The sequence below is a fragment of the Acidovorax sp. Q11 genome, assembly GCF_054950075.1.
The window spans coordinates 25,736-43,600 of sequence record NZ_JBUDZG010000030.1 but is presented as its reverse complement, the minus strand read 5'-3'; the positions used below and the strand labels follow the sequence as shown (position 1 = coordinate 43,600).

Genomic DNA, 17,865 nt, shown 5'->3' with positions numbered 1-17,865 from the left:
TTCTGGCTGAACGTCTATCGAAGCCTGGGACAACCCCGGAGCCGTTATGGCTGAGCTTGTCAAAGCATTGACATGCTGGTTCGAAAAGCATGCTGGTGCGGAGGGCGGGAGCCGGGTTATCGCTCCTGCTTCGACAAGCGCAGCCCGAACGGTTGGGGTGTATACCAAGGCTTCGGCAGGCTCAGCCCGAACGGTTTGCGAGCCACATGAACTTAGGCAGTCCCAACCTTCACGGCCAGGAAACATTCACTACAAAAACAATAGCTTCCAAGGCATAACCATCAGGCGCCAGCAGCCAAAAAAGCCTCAAACCGGCCCCAACGCCATCCGCCCCGACGCCGACACCGTCGCCTGGCTCGCATGCCGCGTCTCCACCCGGTTGCGCCCCGCCCGCTTGGCGTCATAGCAAGCCATGTCCGCCGCGTACAACACCGACGGCACATCCTGCAAACTCGCATCCAGCACCACCAGCCCGATGCTCACCCCCAGCGTGAAACTGCGCCCCTGGTACGACGGCTCCCAGGCATGCACCGCCACACGCAGCTGCTCGGCCACCGCCTGGCCGCGTGCCAGGGCGCAGCCGGGCAACACCACGGCAAACTCGTCGCCTCCCAGGCGCGCCGCCCAGCCGATCTGGCGCACCTGCGATGCGAGCAGGCGGGCCACATGGCGCAGCACATCGTCACCCGCGTCGTGGCCGGCAATGTCGTTGACCACAGTGAAATGGTCCAGATCGAGGAACAGCACCACCCCGTCGCCCTGCGGCTCGTTACCATCCTCATCCTCTGCGGAACTGCGCTGGCGCGTGGAGCGCTCGGCCATCAGCAAGCCCAGGCGCTCGTCAAAAGCGGCGCGGTTGTAGAGCTGGGTGAGCGCATCGTGCGAGCGCTCCCAGGCGTGCTGCACCTGGGCTTCGCGGGCGGCGGTGATGTCTTCCAGGATCCACACGGTGCCGCCATGCATCTCGTCGGGCCGCACGCTGCGCCCCTGCACACGGGCCCACACGGGCGTGCCGTCCTTGCGCATGAAGCAGATGTCGCCGTCGAACGCACCGTGTGCCGCCATCTCGGAGCGCACGCGCTCGCCCACCTGGGCATAGTCGGCGTCGCTGGCGTACACGGTGCGTGCAGGGCGGCCCTGCAGCTCCTGCGCGGTGTAGCCCAGCATCACGCAGGCCTGGCGGCCCACCACGTCGAGCATGCCGTGGCGCGAGATGATGATGCCCACCGAGGCGCTGTCCAGCACGGCCTGGAACTGGCCGTCCAGCGTGTCCTTGCGCTGCTGTTGCTGCTGGCCCTGCTGCACCAGGCCCTGGAACACGCGCACCAGCTCGCCGACCTCGCCGCCCGCACGGGGCCAGTCCTGGTCGGCCGGGGGCTGCTGGTGCCGGGTGCTGGTCTTGAGCAACTGGCGCGCCTTGTGGGTGAGCTGCGCCAGGGGCTGGGCCATCCAGCCCATCAGGGCCACGGCCAGCAGCATGCACAACAGCATGCTGGCCACGGCCAGCCACCAGGCCTCGCGCTGGGCACCGCGCAGGGGCGCCAGCAATGCCTGCGAGGTACTGACCCGCGCCACGATCCACTGCGGCAGGGGCATGCCCGCCATGCTCACAATGTGGTCGGGCTGCACATGGCTCATGCCCCGGCCCACCACGGGCTGGGCCTGGGTCAGCCAGCGGGTGTACACCGGCGCCAGCCCGGCTTCGTCGCGCACCTGGCCCAGGATGCGGGACGAGTCGGAGTGCGACAGGATGGTGCCGTCGCGTGTGAAGACGATGAGCTGCGAGTCCTCGCGCGCAGGCAGCGTCATGGACGGGGGCAGCAGGCTTTGCGACTGCAGGCGCAAGGCTCCGGCCACCACGCCCAGCACGGTGCCGTCTTCGCGGTGCAAAGGCATGGTGAACATCACACGCGGCTCGCCGCCGCGCCCCGCGATCAGCTCGGACACCAGGGGCTTGCCATCCACCAGGGTGCGGCGCAGGGCGTCGCGCTCGGCCGGGTCCAGGTCGGCGGCCTTTTGCTGCTGCCCGGCACGCAGGTTCAAGCGCAGCTCGCCGTTGTCGCGGGCCACCTGCATGGTGTCGAAGAACTGCACGGCGGGCAGGCCCTGCTGCAGCAGCCATTCGAGCGACGATGGGGATTCGAGCATGCCGGGCGTGATGCCTGCGGCCACGGTGCGCAGCACCTTCTGGCTTTGTTCGATCTTGCTGGCCAGCAGGCGGGCCACCACCTCGACCTCATCGGTCTGCTGGTTGACCACCCTGCGCACGGCCTCTTGCCCCGACGCGCGCGTGACCAGCCAGGCCGCCAGAGCCCCCGACAAGGCCACGGCCAACGCTGCCACCAGCATGAGCCACAGCACCAGCGCACCCGGCACCAGCCAGCCGGGTGCGTCGTCGGGCGCAGCCGAAGGTGCGGGGGCTGTCATGGACACCCCGGCACAGGAGCGTCGCAGGCACACGGTAAGTTAGGCATGGGGACGGGTCACAGCAGACATGTCCCAACAAATATACGCAGCCCCCGGGGCCGGGGGCTTGGGTGGAACCCTTGGAAAAACGCAAGGAAAAACCCTGAGTGCGGCGCCGCCCCGCTGCGCGGGGACGGCGGGCCCTCAGCACCCCGCCATGGACTGCAACGCCCGGGGTTGGGGCAGGTTCAGCACGTTGCCGGTGCCATGGATGAGGCCCAGCTCCCGCAAATGGCGCAGCACGCGCGAGAAGGTTTCGGGGGCAATGCCCAGTTGCGCGGCAATCAGGCGCTTGCGCTGGTGCAGCGTGACCTGCATGGCGCCCGTCGGGTCCGATTCGGCGTGCTTGAGCAGCCACTGCGCGCAGCGCGACTCCGCATCTTGCGCGAGGCGGCTTACCGCCAGTTCGGATTGCTGCCGGTAGCCCTGGGCCATGTCCAGCAGCAGGCCGCGCGCGCCTGCTGGCATGGCTGCCAGGCTGCGCCGGAATTCCTCAATCGGCAGGCGCCGCACCTGCAGGCGCGTGTCGGCCACCATGTCCACCGGGAAGGGCAGGCCCATCAGGGCCGACGCGGCATCCAGCCAGAACGGCCCCTCCACCGCGCCCAGCTGGTGGCGCAGAAAGCCGTCATCCAGCACGCCGCGCAGCACGCGGCCGCTTTCCAGGTGCAGCACGGAGGTGAGGACCTCGTTGCGCCTGCGCAGCACTTCGCCGGGGGCGATCACCTCGGTGTCAGCGGGCAGGGAGAAAAGGGTAGAGGGCAGCATGGAAGCCACTTTGCCGTGTCGCTGCGCCGGGGGCATTGAGCAAGATCAAAGCCAAACCACGTCGCAAGCCGCGCCCTGCAAGGGTTTTGCGCAAAAACACAAGAAAGCTGCGTGCGGACCTGCTACCGCCCACCTGCCTGCACCCGGCCCTGCTTGCACTGCGATGGGATGTGCAGCTGTAAGAACCTGTGTCAGCAGAGGCACGGAAATTGCGGATTCCTGCGTGCGGGCCCGCCGCTGCACCACGGTGCACACCGGGCCGCAATCCCCCCTTTCCCAACGCCGGGCATCCGGCATTTCACCTCCAGGAAAATCCATGAAAAAAAACCTGTCCACACTGTCTCTGTCCCTCTCGCTGGGCGGCGCACTGCTGCTGTGCACCGCCGGGGCCCAGGCCCAAAGCTCGGTCCAGCTGATGGGGCTGACCGATGTGTACGTTGGCTCCATGAAAAATGCCGGTGACGCGGGCCGCAGCGCGGTGGTGGGCAGTGGTGGCATGACCACGTCGTGGTTCGGCGTCAAGGGCACCGAGGACCTGGGCGGCGGGCTCAAGGCCAACTTTGCGCTCACCTCGTTCATCAAGGTGGACAGTGGCGTGCAGGGCCGCTTCGCCAACGACACCTTCTTCTCGCGCGATGCCAACGTGGGCCTGTCGGGCGGCTTCGGCACCGTCACCGTGGGCCGGGGCATGGCGCCCAACTTCCTGCCCTCCATCGTGTCGAACCCGCTGGGGGATTCGTTCACCTTCGCGCCTGTGATCCTGCACATGAACGTGCCGCTGTTCAACGGCACCGGCTGGGGGTCCACCACACCGTCGGACACGGGCTGGGCCAACGAGATCATCTACAGCACGCCCAACTTTGGCGGGCTCTCGGCCAACCTGCACTACCAGTTTGGCGAGATTGCGGGCGACAGCGGCAAGAAGAACGTGGGCATCAACGCGCTGTACTTCAACGGCCCCATCACCCTCACCGGCTTTTACGAGCGCGACCAGATGAGCAACCCCGCCGTGCCCAGCACCTACCTGGGCACCACCAAGACCGACTGGATGCTGAGCGGCGCCTACGACTTCACAGTGGTGAAGGCCTTTGCCAGCTACGGCCAGGCCAAGGCCGACAACACCACCAACAAGGCCAAAACCACGCAGCTGGGCGTGTCGGTGCCCGTAGGCGCCACTGGCAAGGTGCTGGCATCGTGGGCTCAGACCACGCTGAGCGCCACCGACATCTCGCGCAAGACCTTCACCGTGGGCTACGACCATTTCCTGTCCAAGCGCACCGACCTGTACGTGATGGCCATGGCCGACCGCATTACCAACCAAGCCAAAGGCAGCAGCGTGGGCGTGGGCGTCCGCCACCGTTTCTGAGGCTTTTCTAGCAGGGCCTTTTTGAAGAAAAAAGGCCTCTTCCGCGCTACAGAGAATCTACACAAGCTATCAAAACAGTAGCATTCATGGATCTGTAACCAAACTGTCACGGCGGCTGGGTATCTTTGCGTCCTTGCTCAGAGACCCACAACGCGATGCAGAACACCCAATGGAGCCGGCTGGAGGCGATGATGGCGCTGCTGTCGCCCGCTGCACGCCATGGCACCGGCCCGCTGGCCCGGCTGATGCAGGCGGGTGGGCTGCATTGCGTCTTCCAGCCCCTGGCTGATCTGCGCGAGGGCAACATCCATGCCCACGAAGCCCTGATCCGGGGCCCCCAGGACTCCCCCCTCCACACCCCCGACGTGCTGCTGAGCCTGGCGCGGCAGGAGGGCATCCTGCAAGACTTCGAGCTGCTGTGCGTATTCACCGCCCTCGCCCAATGGGGCCAGCACGAGGCGCCGGGCCGCCTGTTCGTCAACATCAGCGCCGACGCGCTGGTGCACGGCGTGGCGCTGGTGGGCGCCGAGATGCTGGGCGAGACCGTGCGCAGCTTTGGCCTGAGCGCCCGCATGCTGGTGCTGGAGATCACCGAACACGAGCGCGTGAGCGACATGCCCGTGCTGCGCCAGGCCATCAAGGCCGTGCACGCCTGCGGTGCGCGCGTGGCGCTGGACGATTTTGGCGACGGCCGCTCCAGCCTGCGGCTGTGGTCCGAGGTCAAACCCGACTTCGTGAAGATCGACAAATACTTCATCCACGACATCAGCGACCACCCTGAGAACCTGCAGATGCTGCAAGCCATCAAGGGCATTGCCGATGTGTTTGGCACCAAGCTGATTGCCGAAGGCATCGAAACCCGCGACGACCTGCGCGCGCTGCGCGACCTGGACATCCCCTACGGCCAGGGATGGCTGCTGGGCCGCCCGGCGCGCGAGCCACGCAACACGGTGGAGGGCCCGGCGCTGGAAGTGATGCAGGACCGCCGCGTGGCCGTGCTGCCGCACCTGGGCCAGACCGCGCGCCCGGGCATTTTGCGCAGCCTGCTGGTGGTGCAGGCCCCCACCGCATCGCCCGCCACCAGCAACGATGCGGTGGCCGCGATCTTCCACCAGCACACCGACCTGCATGCACTGGCCGTGGTGGACGGCACCCGCCCCGTGGCGCTCATCAACCGCCAGCAGTTCATGAACCACTACGCCACGCTGTACTTCCGCGAAGTGCACGGCCGCAAATCGTGCCTGGCATTTGCCAACCATGCACCGCGCGTGGTGGAGCTGGACTGCGATGTGGACCAGCTCGTGGGCATCCTCACCTCGCAGGACCAGCGCTACCTGAACGACGGCTACATCGTCACCGACAACGGCCGCTACCTGGGCCTGGGCACGGGCGACCAGCTGGTGCGCGCCGTGACCGAAACCCGCATCGAAGCCGCGCGGCACGCCAACCCGCTCACCTTTCTGCCCGGCAACATTCCCATCAGCCTGCACATGCAGCGCCTGCTGGAGAGCGGCACCGAGTTTGTGGCCTGCTACGCCGACCTGAACAACTTCAAGCCCTTCAACGACCACTACGGCTACTGGCGCGGCGACCAGATGATCCGCCTGGTGGCGCGCCTGGCCACGGCCCACTGCGACGCGCGCCGCGACTTCGTGGGCCATGTGGGCGGGGACGATTTCATGCTGATCTTCCAGAGCAGCAACTGGCTGCAGCGCTGCAAGAACATCGTGGACGAGTTCGCCCGCGAGGCCGTCACGCTGTTTGACGACGGCGCCCGGCTGGCGGGCGGCATCCATGCAGAAGACCGGCATGGCGTGCGGCGGTTCTTTCCGTGCACCACGCTCGCCATCGGTGCGGTGCGCATCACGCCCGGGCGCTTCCGGCACGCCGAAGAAGTGGCCAACCTGGCCGCCGTGGCCAAACACGAGGCCAAGCTGGCCGCCACCGGTGTGGTGCTGCACGGCGGCTTCACCGAATCCAGCCTGGGCGCGCTGGCCGCCACGCGGGCGCTGCAGGATGTGCTGGCGGCGTAGTTTCCGTCGGGTGTATGGATGGGGCGATTCACGCTGCCAGCCAGTTCGCCTCTACCTCTCGCGCGCCTCTGAACGAAGTCCATGCGCTCATGGATTCTGTGCGCGCCCGGATTGAGTTCCCAGGCACACAGCCTTTCAACTGTGCAGGCTATAGTTTGATGGGCTGAGGTATGCCGGGTTTCTCGGAATTTTTATAGCTGTGCTTTTGTGCAGCACATGGACCGCCATCCCAAGCTGCAAGCCACTTTCAGGAGAAATCAGTGTCCAGAATATCCCGCAAGTCCCAGTTCATCCCGCAGGTTTTGCGGTCTTAGTTGCGTTGGGCCGCCCCCAATGCTCACTTCCTTCCGCCTAACACTGATTCAAGAGCCCGACGGCACGGGGGAACTATCCGCTGAGGTCAACGCAAATGGCTTCGCCGGAAAAGGATCTGCTTGGTTCAACATTGCCGAGATCACTGCCTTTGCACAAGCGCTTGCGAGCACCTATCCGCTGCAGCCAGATAAAGCCCTTGAGCTAAAAGGTGGCCGGTGGAACTCAGTAGTACACGGGCAACTGGAGCATGTTCACCTCGGCATGCGCTTTTATCCAATAGGTAACCTCGGAACGATCGGCTGCCGTGTTCACCTGGCGCACCAAAACGAAAGTGCGAGCCTTGTACCGGAGTACGCTGTCACCGTCGAGCTACGCACAGACTATGAGGCGCTGCGAGAGTTCGGCGCATCTCTGCTCTCAGTCGCGAAGGGAGAGAGCGATGAAGCCATCTTGCCGTGCAGTGCGGCTTAGCCCTTCTATCGAGAGGACGCTTACCGGCCTTCGTACTACCAGCGCCTCTCATATCAAGCGTTAACCGTCACCAAGCAAACCAGTCCTCCATCGCGCTACGCGCCACCCATAAACATGAACGAAGCCGAAATCGCCTCAGGCCTGCCAAGCACACCGCACTATCAGTACGCGCAGCGCGTGGGGGGCCAGCTCTTCCTTGCGGGCCAAGTGCCGCAAGCCTCCGATGGCTCGATCGTGGCGCCCGAGGAACCGCGCGCCCAGGCATCGCAGTGCTTGGCGAATCTGAGCAAGGTTCTGGCCGTTCACGGATTTGCCGCGCCCGACATTCGCCGCCTTGTTGTCTACGTCGTCGGCGAACAGGCCGACCTTTCAGCCGCCTGGGGTGCCGTGACCGAGTACTTTGGCGGGCAAGTGCCTCCGGCAACGCTGTTGGGTGTCGCCCGCCTGGGATACCCGGGGCAGGTGGTGGAGATCGACGCCACCGTCGTCAAGGGCTAGGAGTCTGCACGGCTTCGCTTGAGCGCAGAGTGACGCCGCACTCAGCACTCCACACTGCGCAGCCTCAAGGCCCCGTAGGCGCCCCTGCCTCGAACCAGCGCTTGACCAGCGCACGCTCGGCATCCGTCATGCCAGTGGCGTTGTTCATGGGCATGAGCTTTTGCACCACCACCTGCTGGTAGACGGCCTGGGCATGCTGCTGGGCCAGCGCGGGCGAATCGAGCCGCAGGTTCTTCATCTGCACCTGCTCGCCGTGGCACATGTAGCAGCGCTGCTCCAGCACAGCCTGCACCGATTTGGAGTCAATTTGGCCGCCTGCGCCCGCTGTGCCTGCCCCGGTAGCTCCTGAAACAGGAGCAACACCGGTAGCTGGCGCGGGGGCGGCCACGGCTGCAACAGCGGCGACGGGTGCCGGGCGCATCCAGGCGATGGCGCCCACAATCACCACCACGCCCACCAGCGCATAGGGCAGCGGGTTGCCGTTGCGGCCCAGCTTGTAGCCGTGGCGCATGACGAAGAACTGGCGAATGGCCGCGCCCGCAAACATCATCAGGATCAGCACCAGCCAGTTCTGCGGGTGGCTCCAGGTAAAGCTGTAGTGGTTGCTGAGCATCGCAAACAGCACGGGCAGCGTGAAGTAGGTGTTGTGCACGCTGCGCTGCTTGCCACGTTTGCCGTGGATCGGGTCCACGGGCTCGCCCGCCTTGATCTGCGCAATGACGGTGCGCTGGCCGGGGATGATCCAGAAGAACACGTTGGCGCTCATGGCCGTGGCGATCATCGCGCCCACCAGCAAGAAGGCCGCGCGGCCCGCAAACCAGTGGCAGGCCAGCCACGAGGCAATGCACACCAGCACCAGCACCAGCGCGCCCACGATGGCGTCGCCGTTCTTCCTCTGGCCAAAGATGCGGCAGATGGCGTCGTACAGCACCCAGAACACCACAAAGAACGCCAGCGCCACGACGATGGCCGTGGCGGGCGCCCAGTCCATGCGCGACTTGTCGATGAGGTAGGTGCTGGCGCTGTAGAGGTAGGACACCGTGAACAGCGCAAACCCGCTGATCCAGGTGCTGTAGCTTTCCCAGAAGAACCAGTGCAGGTGCCCCGGCAGCTTGGGTGGCGACACGGCGAACTTGACGGGGTGGTAGAAACCGCCGCCGTGCACGGCCCAGAGTTCGCCGCTCACGCCCTGTTTCTTGAGATCGTCGTCCTCAGGCGGCGTGAGGCTGCTGTCGAGAAAGACGAAGTAGAACGACGAACCAATCCAGGCGATGGCGGTGATGACGTGGACCCAGCGCAAGAGCAGGTTGGCCCAGTCGAGAAGGTAGCTTTCCATAGTTCTCAACCTTGGCGGCGTGCGGGCGAATGTGCCGCGCATGCCGCTTGTACAACCTGCTCACCACTGCGGGCGCTCTGAGCAGAAGAAGGGGGTCGCGCACCTGGGCAGAGAGAATCTGCTGGGCACCGCTGCGACCAGTGAATCAAAGTGTATGCAGAAATTGTTCCCGCTTCCAGCCCCAGTCTGGTGCCTGCGGGGCGGGAATTACCCGCATTCAAGCTGTTGTGACGGCAGGTGCATGAATCGTTCCAGCCACAGGTTCTCAGGCCGCCTTCAGACTGAGCAGCAGCTGCGCCGCCACGGCCACGGCGATCACCTCGGGCTCCTTGCCATCGATGCCGGGGATGCCGATGGGACAAGTCACCTGGGCCAGCTCGTCCTGGCTGAAGCCCCGGCTGCGCAGGCGGCTGCCAAAGGTGGCCCATTTGGTCTGGCTGCCAATCAGGCCGATGAAGGGCAGGTCCCGCTGCTGCCGCTGGCGGTGCAGGCAGGCGGCCACCACGTCCAGGTCCTCGGCGTGGCTGAAGCTCATGATCAGCACGCGGCTGCCCGGCGCCAGGCCCGGCACAGCCCCCTGCACGGGATCGGAATGCTCGCAGACTGCGTCGTCGGGCGGTGGCTCGGGGAAGATGCCGTCGCGGCTGTCGATCCAGGTCAGCGCAAACGGCAGCGGCGCCAGCACACGGGCCAGCGCATGGCCCACATGGCCGCCGCCAAACAGCGCCACGGGGTGCTGGCGGGGCGCCAGGCGGATAGCCAACCCTGGGGCATCAGCCGCTGTGAGCAGCGCAAATCCCAGGTGCACCACACCGCCGCAGCACTGGCCCAACGCCGGACCCAGCGCAAAGCGCAGCGGCGCGGAGTTGTCGGCAGCGGCGCCCGACAGGCGCTGGCGCGCTTCGGCAATGGCCTGGAACTCCAGATGCCCCCCGCCAATGGTGCCCACCAGGCGGTCGGCAAACACGGCCATCCAGGCCCCGGCCTCGCGGGGCACCGACCCTTGGGTAGACTCTACGGTTACCAGGCATGCTGGCCCGGCGGTCAAACCGTCCAACAGCAAACGCAAATTTGTCACCGCCATTCCTTTGTCGTTAACGCCCCTGGCCGCTGGCACCGCTGGCGGCCCCTGCCACATCCACACCATGCCCGACACGCCCCCCAACCGCTCCCCCGGCCCACGCAGCCACTGGCTGCTGGCAGGCATCATGGCCCTTGGCGCCGCCCTGGTATCGGCCTGCAAAGCCCCGCCTGAGCCCACCCCGGCGCCTGACAGCGTGCCGTCCACCAGTGCGGAGTCCGGTGGCGTCAAGGGCCCGGTGCCCGCTGCCGCCGGGTCGGCCCGCCCCTCTGCAGCCGCCACGCCGCTGGCCTATCGGCAGGATGCGGCCACCCACCTCTATGGCCTGAACCGCGAGCGCATCTTCAAAGGCAAGCTGCCCGCCCAGTTGTACGCCATCGGCGTGCTGCAGGTGGACATTGACCGCAGCGGCAAAGTCACCCGCCTGCACTGGATGCGCGCCCCGCGCCACGCCCCGGAGGTGGTGGCCGAAATCGAGCGCACCGTGCGCGCTGCGGCGCCCTTCCCTGCACCCACGCGCCTGGGCAAGGTCACCTACACCGACACCTGGCTATGGGACAGGGGCGGGCATTTCCAGCTCGACACCCTGACCGAAGGGCAGCTCTAGGTATATCCCTTTGAGCGGCTTCGCCGCTCGGCGCATCCACCAGGGGCGGTCGCGCCTCCTACGAACCTCGGTATGTTGAGTAGCTCCACGGGCTCACCAGCAGCGGCACGTGGTAGTGCTGGTCGGCATGCGCAATGCCGAAGTCCAGGCTCACCTGGTTCAAAAAATTGGGCTCGGGCAGTTGCACGCCCCGGGCCTTGAAGTAGCCTGCCACATCAAAACGCAGCCGGTAGGTGCCGGTGCGCAGGCTGGCGTTGTCGAACAGCGGCGCATCGGTGCGGCCGTCGTGGTTCAACACCAGGCGCTTGATCAGCGTGGCGTTGTCACCCTCGGTGGAGTACAGCGTCACCTCCATGCCGGCGGCGGGGCAGCCGTTCATGGTGTCGAGAACGTGGGTGCTCAATCCCATAGGGAATCTCCTGAAACGGGTTTACAGCCGATCGGCGAGGATTGCCAGATCGCAGCGTGTAGACCAAAAGTGTATACACTTTTCGCCATTCCAACGTATCATGCCACCATGGAATCTTCATCCACCAGTGCGATTGTCGAGGCGCTGACCCGCGCCATCGTGGAGCACCGCCTGCAGCCAGGCACCAAATTGGCCGAGCAGAAACTGGCTGACCACTTCGGCGTGTCGCGCACGCTGGTGCGCCAGGCGCTGTTCCAGCTCGCGCAGAACCGCCTCGTCACGCTGGAGCCCGCGCGCGGCGCTTTTGTCTCCACGCCTTCCGTCGAAGAAGCCCGCCAGGTGTTTGCCGTGCGCCGCATGCTCGAAACCGAGATGACGCGCGCCTTTGTGCAAACCGTGACCCCCGCCAAGATCAAGGCCCTACGCGCCCATGTCGCCAGCGAGAAGGCCGCCATGGGCACGGCCGATGCCAGCAGCCGCACCGAGCTGCTGGGCGACTTCCATGTGCGCATGGCCGAACTCATGGGCAACGAGGTGCTGGCGCAGATGCTGGGCGACCTGATCTCGCGCTGCGCGCTCATCACGCTGATGTACCAATCCGCCAGCGCCGCCGAGCACTCGCATGAAGAGCATGGCGACATCGTGGCCGCGCTCGCCGCGCGCGACGAGGCCCTGGCCGTCTCGCTCATGCAGGCCCACCTGGAACACGTGGAAGCCAGCCTGACGTTTGACCGCAAACGCCCGGCCAGCGACCTGGCCGCCGCACTCATGCCGTGACCCTTTGATGAATCCCTGACACCCATGATCTACGACTCCACCCAGCACTACCCCCGCGACCTCATCGGCTACGGCAAGACCCCGCCCCACGCGCAGTGGCCGGGCGGCGCCCGCATTGCCGTGCAGTTCGTGCTGAACTATGAAGAAGGCGGCGAGAACGCCGTGCTGCATGGCGACGCGGGCAGCGAGCAGTTCCTGTCTGAAATGTTCAACCCCGCGAGCTACCCCGAGCGGCACATGAGCATGGAAGGCATCTACGAATACGGCTCGCGCGCTGGCGTGTGGCGCATCCTGCGCGAGTTCGAAAAGCGCAAGCTGCCGCTCACCGTGTTCGGCGTGTCGAGCGCGCTGCAGCGCCACCCCGAGCTGACGCAGGCCTTCATGCAGCTGGGCCATGAAATCGCCTGCCACGGCCTCAAGTGGGTCCACTACCAGCACATCCCCGAAGAGGTCGAGCGCGCCCACATGGCCGAGGCCATGGAGATCATCGAGCGCATGACGGGCCACCGCGCGCTGGGCTGGTACACCGGCCGCGACAGCCCCAACACCCACCGCCTGGTGGCCGACTTTGGCGGCTTCGAATACGACAGCGATTACTACGGCGACGACCTGCCGTTCTGGATGGACGTGAAAAAGAGCAATGGAGCCACCGTGCCCCAGCTCATCGTTCCCTACACGCTCGACTGCAACGACATGCGCTTTGCGCTGCCGCAGGGCTATTCGCACGCCGACCCGTTCTATCAGTACATGAAGGACACCTTCGACGCGCTGTACGCCGAAGGCGATCCGGCAGGCGACAACGCGCCCAAGATGATGAGCATTGGCATGCACTGTCGCCTGCTGGGCCGCCCTGGCCGCATCACGGCGCTGCAGCGCTTTCTGGACCATATCCAGCAGCACAGCAACGTGTGGGTGTGCCGCCGCATCGACATCGCGCGCCACTGGAAACAGGCACACCCCTACCCTTCACAGAAAGCAGGCTGAGCATGGCCCTGACCCTGGAACAACTCAACGCCGCCAGCCCTGCCGAGGCCCTGCAGCTGCTGGACGGCCTGTACGAACACTCGCCCTGGATCGCCGAGCAGGCGCTGGCGCAGCGGCCCTTCCGCTCGCAGGCTCACCTGCAGCATGCGCTGGCCCAGGTGGTGCGCTCGGCGGGCCAGGACGCGCAGCTCGGGCTGATCCGCGCCCACCCCGAACTGGCGGGCAAGGCCATGGTGGCGAAGAATCTCACGGCCGAATCCACCAACGAGCAGAGCAAGGCGGGCCTCACGCAGTGCACGCCCGAGGAGTTCGCACGCATCCAGGCGCTCAACGCCGCATACAACGAGCGCTTCGGCTTCCCCTTCATCCTGGCGGTGCGCGGTCCGCGTGGCACGGGCCTGGCCAAGCAGGAAATCATCGACACCTTTGCCCGGCGCCTGGACAACCACCCCGAGTTCGAGCTGGCCGAAGCCCTGCGCAACATCCACCGCATCGCCGAGATCCGCCTGAACGACAAGTTCGCCGCCGAGCCCCTGTTGGGCAACGACGTGTGGGACTGGCAGGAAAAGCTCGCCGAACACTCCGACCCCGGCTTCGCCGAAAAAGGCCAGCTCACCGTCACCTACCTCACCGACGCGCACCGCGCCTGCGCCCAGCGCATCAGCCACTGGATGCGCGACTGCGGCTTCGACGAGGTGGAGATCGACGCCGTGGGCAACGTGGTGGGGCGCTACCACCCGGCCACGGAAGGCGCCCACGGCGCCGCGCCGGGCCGCCCCAAGCAAGCCGCGGCCCCCTCGGGGGGCAGCGCAGCACACGAAGTGGCAAGCGTGGGGGCTCCAAAGTACCTCATGACCGGCAGCCACTACGACACGGTGCGCAACGGCGGCAAGTACGACGGCCGACTGGGCATTTTTGTGCCCATGGCCTGCGTGCGCGAGTTGCACCGCGCCGGCAAGCGGCTGCCCTTCGGCATCGAGGTGGTGGGCTTTGCCGAAGAAGAAGGCCAGCGCTACAAGGCCACCTTCCTCGGCTCGGGCGCGCTCATTGGCGACTTCAACCCCGCCTGGCTCGACCAGAAGGATGTGGACGGCGTGACCATGCGCGCAGCCATGCAGCACGCGGGCCTGTGCATTGACGACATTCCCAAGCTGCAGCGCGACCCCGCGCACTACCTGGGCTTCATCGAGGTGCACATCGAGCAGGGCCCGGTGCTCAACGAGCTGGACCTGCCCCTGGGCGTGGTCACTTCCATCAACGGCAGCGTGCGTTTTCTGTGCGAGATGATCGGCACCGCGAGCCACGCCGGCACCACCCCCATGGACCGCCGCCGCGACGCGGCTGTGGCCGTGGCCGAACTGGCGCTTTACGTGGAGCAGCGCGCCGCGCAAGACGGCGACTCGGTGGGCACCATCGGCCAGCTGCAGGTGCCTGCAGGCTCCATCAACGTGGTGCCCGGCCGCTGCCAATTCAGCCTCGACCTGCGCGCGCCCACCGACACGCAACGCGACGCGCTGGTGAGCGACGTGAAGGAGCAGCTTGCCAAAATCGCCGCCCGCCGCGGCCTGCGCTACACGCTGGAAGAATCCATGCGCGCCGCCGCCGCGCCCAGCGCGCCCGCGTGGCAGCACCACTGGGAACGCGCCGTAGACACGCTGGGCGTACCCGTGTTCCGCATGCCCAGCGGGGCAGGACACGATGCGATGAAACTGCACGAAATCATGCCCCAGGCCATGCTCTTCGTGCGCGGGCTGAACTCCGGCATCAGCCACAACCCGCTCGAATCCACCACCAACAACGACATGCAGCTGGCCGTGGACGCCTTCACCCAGGTGCTGCGCCAACTTGCCGAGGAACAACAACCATGACCACCCCCAACAACAACTACGCAGCGCTGGACGCCTGGATCGACCAGCACTTCGACGAGGAAGTGCGCTTTCTGCAGGCCCTGGTGCGCGTACCCACCGACACGCCACCCGGCAACAACGCACCGCACGCCGAACGCACGGCCGAGCTGCTGACCGAATTTGGCTACACCGCTGAAAAGCACGCCGTGCCCGCCGCCGACGTGTTGGCCTACGGCATGGAATCCATCACCAACCTCATCGTGCGCCGCCAGTACGGTGCGCAGGGCGACGGCGGCAAGACCATCGCCCTGAACGCGCATGGCGACGTGGTGCCTCCCGGCGAAGGCTGGACGCACGACCCCTATGGCGCAGAGATTGTGGACGGCGCCATGTACGGCCGCGCCACCGCCGTGAGCAAGAGTGACTTTGCAAGCTTCACCTTTGCGGTGCGGGCGCTGGAAGCCGTCGCCCAGCCCGCGCGGGGCGCGGTGGAACTGCACTTCACCTACGACGAAGAGTTCGGCGGCGAACTCGGCCCCGGCTGGCTGCTGCAAAAAGGGTTGACGAAGCCCGACCTGATGATCGCTGCCGGCTTCAGCTACGAAGTGGTCACCGCCCACAACGGCTGCCTGCAGATGGAAGTGACCGTGCACGGCAAGATGGCCCACGCCGCCGTGCCCCACACCGGCGTGGATGCGCTGCAGGGCGCGGTGCACATCCTGAACGCGCTGTATGCGCAGAACGATGAGTACAAGAAGGTCACCTCCAACGTGGCGGGCATCAAGCACCCCTACCTGAACGTCGGCCGCATCGAGGGCGGCACCAACACCAATGTCGTGCCCGGCAAGGTCATGTTCAAGCTCGACCGCCGCATGATCCCCGAAGAGAACCCGGTGGAGGTGGAAGCCGCCATCCGCCGCATCATCGAGCAGGCGGCGGGCGAGCGCGACGGCATCCGCGTAGAGATCAAGCGCCTGCTGCTGGCCAACGCGATGACACCGCTGGCGGGCAACCAGCCGCTGGTGGACGCCATTCAGAAGCATGCGCAGGCCGTGATCGGTGAGCCCGTGCCCGCCGTGGGCACGCCGCTGTACACCGACGTGCGCCTGTATGTGGAGCGCGGCATCCCCGGCGTGATCTACGGTGCGGGCCCGCGCACCGTGCTTGAGTCGCACGCCAAACGTGCCGACGAGCGTCTGCAGCTGGAAGACCTGCGCCGCGCCACCAAGGTGATTGCGCGCTCGCTGAGCGATCTGCTCGCCTGATGCGGTCTCGCGCTCAGGCGCTGCGGCCTGCCCGCTGCGCCTGCGCCAACCGCGAAAGCCGCTGCACCAGGGCCGGGTACTGCGATTCGGACGTATTGCCGTAGCCCAGCACCAGGCCGTTGTCTTCGGGCTGTGCGCGCAGGGCAAAGCGTGACAGCGGCGCGGGGGCCATGTCGTAGGCGCGGGCCGCCTCGGCAATCGCCTGGTCGGGGTATTCGGGCGGCAGGCGCACCGTGAGGTGCATGCCGCTGTCACCCCCCAGCACCCCATGGGGCACAGCCAGGTGCTGTGCCAATGCGTCGCGCAACAGCGCCTGTCGGCTGCGGTACAGGCGCCGCATGCGTCCCAGGTGCCGGCTGAACTGCCCGCTCTCGATGAACTCCGCCAGCGCCAGCTGCTCGTGGCGGTGCCCGCCGCGCAGCGTCTCCCTGAGCAGTGGTGCGGCCACGGCTGCCAGGGCCTGTGGCAGCACCACAAACCCGAGCCGCAACGACGGGAACAGCGTCTTGCTGAACGTGCCCACGTACATCACCGGCGCTTCAGGCACCAGGCCCTGCATGGCACCGATCAACTCGCCCGCATGGCGAAATTCACTGTCGTAGTCATCCTCGATGATCCAGGCGCCACAGGCCTGCGCCTTGCGGATCAGCGCCAGCCTGCGGGCCACGGGCAGCACCCCACCCGTGGGGTACTGGTGCGACGGCGTGGTGTAGATGAGCCGGGGCGGCTCTGCCGTCCAGGCATCGGCAGGCACCACCAGGCCCGCGCCATCCACCCGCAGGGCTTCGACCTTCAGGTCACCACACTGGAACGCCGTCTGCGCCCCCCGGTAGCCCGGGTCCTCCAGCCAGGCCGTGTCACCCGGGTTGGCCACCAGCCGCACACACAGGTTCAGCGCCTCTTGCGCACCTTCGGTGATGACCACCTGCCCTTCCTCGCAGCGCACCCCGCGCGCCACCGCAAGGTGCCGCATGATGGCGCCCCGCAAGGCGGCTTCGCCCGCCGGATTGCCATAGCCCAGGGCCGACACGCCGGACGCCTTGAAGGCGCGGTCAAAACAGCTCTTCCAGGCACTCAAGGGGAAACGCGCCAGCGCCGGCACACCGGGCCTGAAGGCCAGGGTCTCGCCCGCATCGGCAAAACGGCTGACGACCTGCGCGCTGCGTTCGGACAGGCGGGGCGGCACAGCGCGTGCGGGGTCCGCATGGCCTCGGGCACGGTTGCGGTCCAGCGCGGACACCTTGGTGCCCCGGCGGCTCAGCTCGATGTAGCCCTCGGCCCCCAGCTGCTCATAGACCGCCGTCACGCTGTTGCGCGAAACGCCCAGGTCCGCCGCCAGGTCCCGCGACCCCGGCAGGCGGCAGCCCGAGGGGAAACGCCCATCCAGGATGGCATCGCGGATGCGGGTCAGGAGCTGGCGCTGTAGCGAATCGCCCTGCCGATCTCGCACCAGCGGGGCGTCCAGCAAGACATGGCGAACGGGATCGGTGACAGGGATGCGTTGGGTCATGGAGTGCCTGTGAAAAGCCGCCGGTTTGCAAATCCAGTGGCACCATCAGATTGTGCCAGCGTGGATCTTTTTGATGATCCACAAAAATCCTAAAGTCACACGCTCAATCTCCCTCTTTTGCCCCTTCGACCG

At 66.4% G+C, this 17,865-nt stretch carries 15 protein-coding genes; 9 read left to right on the top strand and 6 right to left on the bottom strand.

The features are described 5' to 3' along the window. Positions 1-306 precede the first annotated feature (306 nt). Together ACYZGB_RS18950 and ACYZGB_RS18945 are read right to left on the bottom strand one after the other, a co-directional pair. A complete protein-coding gene (locus ACYZGB_RS18950) occupies positions 307-2,427 on the bottom strand; it encodes a sensor domain-containing diguanylate cyclase (RefSeq protein WP_462390416.1) in 2,121 nt (706 codons plus the stop codon). Positions 2,428-2,610: 183 nt separating this feature from the next. Beyond that, positions 2,611-3,234, bottom strand: a complete 624-nt coding sequence (locus tag ACYZGB_RS18945; RefSeq protein ID WP_462390415.1) for a Crp/Fnr family transcriptional regulator — start codon at positions 3,232-3,234, stop codon at positions 2,611-2,613. Positions 3,235-3,550: 316 nt separating this feature from the next. On the opposite strand from ACYZGB_RS18945, the gene ACYZGB_RS18940 reads away from it, so the two are divergent. The 4 genes from ACYZGB_RS18940 to ACYZGB_RS18925 all read left to right on the top strand — a co-directional run bounded on the left by ACYZGB_RS18940 (position 3,551) and on the right by ACYZGB_RS18925 (position 7,917). Continuing rightward, positions 3,551-4,600: a porin gene (locus ACYZGB_RS18940; protein WP_462390414.1), complete on the top strand. Its 1,050-nt coding sequence runs from the start codon at positions 3,551-3,553 to the stop codon at positions 4,598-4,600. A 155-nt stretch (positions 4,601-4,755) separates the two neighbouring features. After that, positions 4,756-6,633, top strand: a complete 1,878-nt coding sequence (locus ACYZGB_RS18935) for an EAL domain-containing protein (protein WP_462390413.1) — start codon at positions 4,756-4,758, stop codon at positions 6,631-6,633. Positions 6,634-6,966: 333 nt separating this feature from the next. After that, a complete protein-coding gene (locus ACYZGB_RS18930) occupies positions 6,967-7,419 on the top strand; it encodes a hypothetical protein (protein ID WP_462390412.1) in 453 nt (150 codons plus the stop codon). A gap of 114 nt (positions 7,420-7,533) precedes the next feature. Then, entirely contained in the window at positions 7,534-7,917 is a 384-nt protein-coding gene (locus tag ACYZGB_RS18925; RefSeq protein WP_462390411.1) for a RidA family protein, read from the top strand. Positions 7,918-7,981: 64 nt separating this feature from the next. Here the strand turns inward: ACYZGB_RS18925 and ACYZGB_RS18920 are convergent, their stop codons facing one another. Both ACYZGB_RS18920 and xdhC read right to left on the bottom strand, forming a co-directional pair. After that, a complete protein-coding gene (locus ACYZGB_RS18920) occupies positions 7,982-9,253 on the bottom strand; it encodes a urate hydroxylase PuuD (RefSeq protein WP_462390410.1) in 1,272 nt (423 codons plus the stop codon). Between the two features lie 265 nt (positions 9,254-9,518). Further along, on the bottom strand, positions 9,519-10,337 hold the full coding sequence (gene xdhC / locus ACYZGB_RS18915) for a xanthine dehydrogenase accessory protein XdhC (protein ID WP_462390409.1): 819 nt from the start codon (positions 10,335-10,337) through the stop codon (positions 9,519-9,521). 124 nt (positions 10,338-10,461) lie between these two features. Here xdhC and ACYZGB_RS18910 point away from each other — a divergent pair, with 124 nt between their 5' ends. Continuing rightward, entirely contained in the window at positions 10,462-10,941 is a 480-nt protein-coding gene (locus ACYZGB_RS18910; protein ID WP_462390425.1) for a hypothetical protein, read from the top strand. A gap of 58 nt (positions 10,942-10,999) precedes the next feature. Here the strand turns inward: ACYZGB_RS18910 and uraH are convergent, their stop codons facing one another. After that, entirely contained in the window at positions 11,000-11,350 is a 351-nt protein-coding gene (gene uraH / locus ACYZGB_RS18905) for a hydroxyisourate hydrolase (RefSeq protein WP_462390408.1), read from the bottom strand. 108 nt (positions 11,351-11,458) lie between these two features. Between uraH and ACYZGB_RS18900 the strand changes: the two genes are divergently transcribed. Genes ACYZGB_RS18900 through ACYZGB_RS18885 form a run of 4 tightly spaced genes read left to right on the top strand, consistent with a single transcriptional unit; the run spans position 11,459 to position 16,223 of the window. Next, positions 11,459-12,127, top strand: a complete 669-nt coding sequence (locus ACYZGB_RS18900; RefSeq protein ID WP_298449898.1) for a GntR family transcriptional regulator — start codon at positions 11,459-11,461, stop codon at positions 12,125-12,127. A 24-nt stretch (positions 12,128-12,151) separates the two neighbouring features. Beyond that, the gene (puuE, locus tag ACYZGB_RS18895) at positions 12,152-13,111 is read left to right on the top strand and encodes an allantoinase PuuE (protein WP_462390407.1); all 960 of its coding nucleotides are present in this window, start codon (positions 12,152-12,154) and stop codon (positions 13,109-13,111) included. Positions 13,112-13,113: 2 nt separating this feature from the next. After that, entirely contained in the window at positions 13,114-14,979 is a 1,866-nt protein-coding gene (uraD, locus tag ACYZGB_RS18890; protein ID WP_462390406.1) for a 2-oxo-4-hydroxy-4-carboxy-5-ureidoimidazoline decarboxylase, read from the top strand. Beyond that, positions 14,976-16,223, top strand: coding sequence for a M20 family metallopeptidase (locus ACYZGB_RS18885; RefSeq protein ID WP_462390405.1), 1,248 nt, complete (start codon positions 14,976-14,978; stop codon positions 16,221-16,223). The genes uraD and ACYZGB_RS18885 overlap by 4 nt, the downstream gene beginning before the upstream one ends. 13 nt (positions 16,224-16,236) lie before the next feature. On the opposite strand, the gene pdxR is transcribed toward ACYZGB_RS18885, so the two are convergent. Further along, positions 16,237-17,733 carry a MocR-like pyridoxine biosynthesis transcription factor PdxR gene (pdxR, locus tag ACYZGB_RS18880; RefSeq protein ID WP_462390404.1) on the bottom strand — a complete coding sequence of 499 codons (1,497 nt, stop codon included), beginning with the start codon at positions 17,731-17,733 and terminating at the stop codon, positions 16,237-16,239. Positions 17,734-17,865: the final 132 nt, after the last annotated feature.